This window comes from Bacillus sp. JJ1127 (assembly GCF_036965845.1).
In the GTDB taxonomy this organism is placed as follows: Bacteria; Bacillota; Bacilli; order Bacillales; family Bacillaceae_G; genus Bacillus_A.
The window spans coordinates 1-5832 of the sequence record NZ_JBALQK010000267.1 but is presented as its reverse complement, the minus strand read 5'-3'; the positions used below and the strand labels follow the sequence as shown (position 1 = coordinate 5832).

3 protein-coding genes are annotated in these 5832 nt (G+C 34.9%); 2 read left to right on the top strand and 1 reads right to left on the bottom strand.

Annotation, left to right across the window (positions count from 1 at the left end):
• The first annotated feature begins 125 nt into the window (after positions 1-125).
• Together V7183_RS21905 and yhbH are read left to right on the top strand one after the other, a co-directional pair.
• Positions 126-2021: a PrkA family serine protein kinase gene (locus V7183_RS21905; protein WP_097896613.1), complete on the top strand. Its 1896-nt coding sequence runs from the start codon at positions 126-128 to the stop codon at positions 2019-2021.
• Between the two features lie 658 nt (positions 2022-2679).
• On the top strand, positions 2680-3855 hold the full coding sequence (yhbH, locus tag V7183_RS21900; protein WP_335360823.1) for a sporulation protein YhbH: 1176 nt from the start codon (positions 2680-2682) through the stop codon (positions 3853-3855).
• 122 nt (positions 3856-3977) lie between these two features.
• Here yhbH and V7183_RS21895 read toward each other — a convergent pair whose 3' ends face one another.
• A complete protein-coding gene (locus V7183_RS21895) occupies positions 3978-5789 on the bottom strand; it encodes an S-layer homology domain-containing protein (protein ID WP_335360822.1) in 1812 nt (603 codons plus the stop codon).
• Positions 5790-5832 lie beyond the last annotated feature (43 nt).

Below are 5832 nucleotides of genomic sequence, written 5' to 3'. Positions count from 1 at the left end.
AAGAATGAATAAAAAGGTGAGCTCCCGTATTAGATATTTCATTTTGATTTAAAGAATGTTTAAGGACATCCTCGCATACCTTTTATAATAATCCGATTGAACAAGGAGATGGGGGAGGAGCTATAATGGATATTTTAAAAAAAATTGAACAGCATCGAGAAGCAGAAGAACGTTTACAATGGGAAGGTACGTTTGCGGATTATTTGGAGCTTGTGAAGAAAAGACCATGGGTGGCTCAAACAGCACACTCTCGCATTTATAATATGATTAAAGAAGCTGGGATTGAAGAAGTAGATGGCAGAAAAAAATATAATTTTTTTAGTAATCAATTATTTGGATTAGAGGAAGCATTAGAGCGTCTTGTTGAAGAATATTTTCATCCGTCTGCGAAACGTTTAGATGTTAGAAAACGGATTTTATTATTAATGGGGCCAGTTAGTGGAGGGAAATCGACATTAGTTACAATGCTAAAAAGAGGATTAGAAACATACTCACGTACAGATCGGGGAGCTATCTTCGCTATAAAAGGATGCCCGATGCATGAGGATCCTCTTCATTTAATCCCGCATCATTTACGGGACGATTTTTTTGATGAATATGGCGTAAGAATTGAGGGGAATCTGTCACCATTAAATGTAATGCGCTTAGAACAGGAATATGGTGGAAGAATTGAAGATGTAGTTGTCGAGCGTATTTTCTTCTCTGAAGATCGTCGGACGGGGATTGGTACATTTAGTCCCTCTGATCCAAAGTCACAAGATATTGCTGACCTAACAGGTAGTATTGATTTTTCTACAATTGCAGAATATGGTTCAGAGTCGGATCCGCGTGCCTATCGATTTGATGGAGAGTTAAATAAAGCGAATCGTGGCATGATGGAATTCCAAGAGATGTTAAAATGTGATGAGAAATTTTTATGGCATTTATTATCACTTACACAAGAAGGGAATTTCAAAGCAGGAAGATTTGCGCTTATTTCAGCAGATGAATTAATTGTAGCCCATACGAATGAAACAGAGTATCGCTCTTTTATATCCAATAAGAAAAACGAAGCATTACATTCAAGAATTATTGTAATGCCAGTTCCATATAACTTGCGTGTTAGTGAAGAGGAACATATTTATGAAAAGATGATTCGTGAAAGTGATGTATCGAATGTGCATATTGCGCCACATACATTTCGCGTTGCGGCAATGTTTACAATTTTAACTCGTTTAAAGGATCCAAAGCGTCCAGATATTGATTTAATTAAAAAGATGCGTTTATATGATGGTGAGATGGTAGAAGGTTATAATGCAATTGATGTCGAAGAATTGCAGCGTGAATATCAGGATGAGGGTATGAGTGGTATTGATCCTCGTTATGTGATTAACAGGATTTCTTCTACAATTATCCGGAAAGAAGTTCCATCGATTAATGCACTTGATGTATTACGCTCTTTAAAGGATGGCTTAGATCAACATCCATCTATTAGTAATGAAGATAGAGAGCGCTATATGAATTTCATTTCATTAGCAAGGAAAGAGTACGATGAAATTGCGAAAAAAGAAGTGCAAAAAGCGTTTGTATATTCATATGAAGAATCAGCTAAGACACTTATGGATAATTATTTAGATAATGTTGAAGCATATTGCAATAAATCAAAATTACGCGATCCACTAACAGGAGAAGAAATGAGTCCAGATGAAAAGCTTATGCGTTCAATTGAAGAACAAATTGGCATTTCGGAAAATGCAAAGAAAGCATTCCGTGAAGAAATTTTAATTCGTATTTCTGCCTATGCTCGTAAAGGAAAACGCTTTGACTATAATTCACATGAACGTCTTCGTGAAGCGATTCAGAAAAAGCTATTTGCTGATTTAAAAGATGTGGTAAAAATTACAACATCCACTAAAACACCAGATGAGAATCAACTTAAGAAAATTAATGATGTTGTAGCACGCTTAATTGATGAACATGGTTATAACTCTTCATCAGCAAATGAATTGTTACGTTATGTGGGCAGTTTATTGAATCGATAGTTTGATAATAAAACGCTGTCTCTTATGAAAGCAGAGGCAGCGTTTTTGTATCTATCTGATTGAAGTGATGGAACTTTACTATATAAATCCATTTCGATTTTCCGACATATAAGTCGCGGCTATGAAAACAAAAGGAAATCTCCACTTATTTTCTCTCTTTGTTTTTACGTGGCATGGGGCTAAAAAAGGCACTGACCGCTACTATGCATGGTCGGATGCTCTCTCCCACCTAAAGATTAAGTTTTTTATGTCGGTTTTTTAATCTGTATTTATATAGTAAATGTTTCCTGGGGACTTGTCCAAATATAATAAATTAAGATGCAATTTCATGAATTTATTGTCAATTATTTTTACAATACGCATATGATAGAGTAACCAACCATTCATACAGAAAAAAGCCAACACAATACAATATGTTGCAGAGCAAAAAAATGTGCAACAATGCATTGTGTTTCTTTCTTATCAACTACAGAATGTTTCGTTCTATTAATTGATTGCCAAAGTTTTTGTTGGGAACGTTCGGTGTATTACGTAAAGTGATGATTAAAGGGAAAATAGGTTTTAATGAACAGTTATTTTTTGTCACATCACAAACTTATATGTAGTCGTACTGTTTGTTGGAACGGAATGAAGAAAATTACAGTAAGGAGGGAAAGGGATGGGCGAAGAAAATCAACCTAATTATACAATTTCACAGGAAAACTGGTCCCTCCATCGCAAAGGATATGACGATCAACAACGCCATCAAGAAAAGGTGCAAGATGCAATTAAGAATAATTTACCAGATCTTGTAACAGAGGAAAGTATCGTTATGTCTAATGGTAGGGATGTTGTAAAAATACCAATTCGTTCTTTAGATGAATATAAAATTAGATACAACTATGATAAGAATAAACATGTTGGGCAAGGAACGGGTGATAGTAAAGTCGGAGATGTAGTAGCAAGAGATGGATCAAGTGCCCAAAAGCAGAAGGGACCAGGAAAAGGGCAAGGTGCAGGAGATACAGCTGGTGAAGATTATTATGAAGCTGAAGTATCTATTTTAGAATTGGAGCAAGCGTTTTTCAAAGAGCTAGAGCTACCTAACTTAAAGCGCAAAGAAATGGATGAAAATCGTATTGAACATATTGAATTTAACGATATTAGAAAAACAGGGCTATGGGGCAATATTGATAAAAAACGAACGATGATAGCAGCCTATAAACGAAATGCGATGAGTGGAAAACCATCTTTTCATCCAATTCATAAAGAAGATTTGAAGTTTCGCACGTGGAATGAAGTATTAAAGCCAGAATCGAAGGCTGTTGTATTGGCAATGATGGATACAAGCGGATCAATGGGGATTTGGGAGAAATATATGGCGCGTAGCTTCTTCTTTTGGATGACACGCTTCTTACGTACAAAGTATGAAACAGTAGATATTGAATTTATTGCGCATCATACAGAAGCAAAAGTTGTAACAGAAGAGGAATTTTTCTCAAAAGGAGAGAGCGGTGGAACGATATGTTCCTCTGTTTATCGAAAAGCACTTGAACTTATAGATGGAAAGTATTCACCAGAACGCTATAATATCTATCCATTTCATTTTTCAGATGGGGATAACTTAACATCAGATAATGCTCGTTGTGTGAAGCTTGTGCAAGAATTGATGAAGGTATGTAATATGTTTGGGTATGGAGAAGTGAACCAGTACAATCGCCACAGTACGCTTATGTCAGCATATAAAAATATTAAAGATGAGAATTTCAGATATTATATTTTAAAACAAAAAGCTGATGTATTTCACGCGATGAAGAGCTTTTTTAGGGAAGAATCAGGTGAGAAAATGGCGTAACGATATAAGGGAATCAAAATTTATATTGTTATTGAAAATATAGCGAATGAATAAAGTAAGATAGAATTTACCTGCTCATAAAACTAACAAAGGCATCCAAAAAAAGATGCCTTTGTTAGTTTTTAATATGTAAAAGTAATAGTTACTAATGAATAGCCTGGTTTTGCACTATATGGTGCTGCTTGATAAGAAGCGCGTTGTGAGCCTTCTGGCCAATCCACCTCTTTGAATATTTTTTTCACATCTTGTATGGATCCGTCCGTAGATTGTTTATAAAGAACTTCTACTTTCTCTGGTTTTGATGAGAATTGCTGTTGTAATTTGTCTTTTAGTTCATCATAGTTATTAGCAATATATTGTGTAGATAAGTAAACCAGTTTTGTATCTTTTAGTATTTGTTCATATGTTGATGATTTAGAGCTACCAGCTGTTATCTTATTTGTAAGTTCATCATAGTAGTTTGTAGTAGCCTGTGGGTATTCACTGCGATTCCATTGATGATCTTTTGCAATTAGTTCATCAGATAAATTAAAATATGAATATAATACTCTTCCTTGTTCGTCTGGTATTGGATCATCGAATGTTGTATCAAGGTGATACCATTTGTTATCAATTTTCACTAAATTCCAAGCGTGTGCTTCTCCGTGTCCAGTTCCAGTTACGATATGAGAATCAATCCCTGCTTCTTTAAGCAATTGATAGGTTAATAGTGCATAACCTTGACAAACAGCAGAATGGTTTGCTAATGCCCCGTATCCTGTGTAAGAATTATATGAAGTATCATAAGCCACATGTTTTACAACATAATCATGAATGGCTTTAACCTTTTCATGCTCATCCATTCCATTTTGAATGATGGAATTAACAACTGTTTTTGTTTGCTGCATTACATATTCTGTTTGCTCTTTTGATTCACGATATGTAATATTTAAGGTAAAAGTATAGTTTCCAGGTGAACCAGAAAGAGAATAGGAAGTTTGTGCTATGGTATAATTCACATATTCATTTGTATGTACGACTTCTTTATATGCGTTAAAAAGTGTATCCATAACTTCCTGAGTATTCGTATTCTTTGTTTTGTATGGAATTGTAATATTTGTTTCATAAGTATCGATATGTTTCTGTAATTCTTTCTTAAATTCTTCTATTAGTTGTGTATCCCCTTGTGGAGCGCTAGGATCTGTTTGCTTATTTTCTCCTTGTGGAGTGCTAGGATCTGTTTGTGTATCTCCTTGAGTACGCTTCTTATGTTCTAAAGCATTGTATAAAAACTGCGCATATTGTTCGCGTGTCACCTTCTTATTCGGCTCGAATTTCCCATCACCTGTACCTGATGCGATATTATTTGATTGTACAGCGCTAATGGCATCATTGGCCCAAAAATTGCCTGGTACATCGTTAAATGTATGTGGTTTTTGAATGGAAAGATGGAAAGCATTTTTAATGATTTGCGCCATTTCCGCACGGCTTACAGAATCTTTTGGTCTGAAACTTCCACGTTCATCGCCTTTAAAAATTCCTAAATCAGTTAGAGTTAAAATCTCTTCTGGAAACATTGTAGAAGTAGAATTGATATCGCTATATGGATTTTTAAGTTTAGAGCCGTCTTGCATTACATAAAGAGAATTATCATTACTAAAAGTGCCATTTTTTTTATTGGGAAGTAAAACACGATAAATTAAAGCAGCTACTTGTTCTCTTGTCGCAACGTCACCTAAACCGAACATTCCATTTCCATAGCCGGCAATAATATTTTGATTTGCCAAATTCGTAATAGCAGGATATGCCCAGTGCGTTTGAGGAACATCATAAAATGAAGCAGACGTCTGATTGTTAGGGGTTTCTGCAGCTTTTACAAGACTACTATTTGAGTATAATAAAGCACTGCCTATTAGTGTTAATGATGTAATTGATTTTAATAGTTTCGTGTTCATAATACTTCCTCCTAATATATAATTTTATGGATAAGTTATACAA